Annotated in this window: 1 protein-coding gene; it reads right to left on the bottom strand. The window is 74.1% G+C overall.

From position 1 onward, the window contains the following. On the bottom strand, positions 1 to 843 hold an 843-nt coding region (locus CCN42_RS29690), incomplete at both ends, for a serine/threonine-protein kinase (RefSeq protein WP_143662052.1).

The following is an 843-nucleotide window of genomic DNA, read 5'->3' as shown; positions in this document are numbered from 1 at the left end:
GTCCAGGGGCGCCCCGCTGGGCATGCCGCGGGTGGGCAGCAGGACCGCCAGTTCCTCGTACACCTCCTGCGCGGAGCCGGGCCGGTGCTGCGGGTCCTTGGCGAGCAGCCGCAGGACCAGGGACTCCAGCGCCTCGGGCACCTCGGGGCGGATCCGGCGCACGGGCAGCGGCGGCTCGTACAGATGCCGGTGCAGCACCCCGAGGGCCGTGGAGCCCGCGAAGGGCACGTCCCCGCTGAGCAGCTCGTGCAGCAGCACGCCGAGCGCGTACAGGTCGGTGTACGGGCCGACGGCGCCGCCCATCGCCTGCTCGGGCGCCATGTAGGCGGGCGAGCCGATCGGCGAGCCGGTGTGCGTGAGCCGCGTGGTGTCGCTGTCCATGACGGACGCGACGCCCAGGTCGAGCACGGTGACCGTGCCGTCCTGCTTGACCATCACGTTGCGCGGCTTGAGGTCGCGGTGCACGATCGGCACCGCGTGCACGGCGCTCAGCACGGCGCACAGCTGCGCGGCTACCGCGACCGCCCACTGCCACGGGTACGGGTCGTGCTCGGCGAGGTGGTCGGAGAGGTCCGCGCCGTCCACGTACTGCATGACGAGGAACAGCTCCTCGCCCTCGCTGCCCGCGTCGTGCACGGTCACCAGGCCGGGGTGGTCGACCTGCGCGGTCACCCGGCACTCGCGCACGAAGCGGCGGCGCAGCTCGTCGGCCTCCTGGCCGGCCACCTTGTCGGGGCGCAGCAGCTTCACCGCGACGCGCCGGTCGAGGCGCCGGTCGTAGGCCGTCCAGACCTGGCCCATGCCGCCCTGCCCGATGAGCGTGGCCAGTTCGTACCGGCCGGC

The sequence above is a fragment of the Streptomyces glaucescens genome, assembly GCF_002154375.1.
Classification (GTDB): domain Bacteria; phylum Actinomycetota; class Actinomycetes; order Streptomycetales; family Streptomycetaceae; genus Streptomyces; species Streptomyces glaucescens.
The sequence above is the reverse complement of the archived record's forward strand: the minus strand, read 5'-3'. Positions and strand labels throughout refer to the sequence as shown.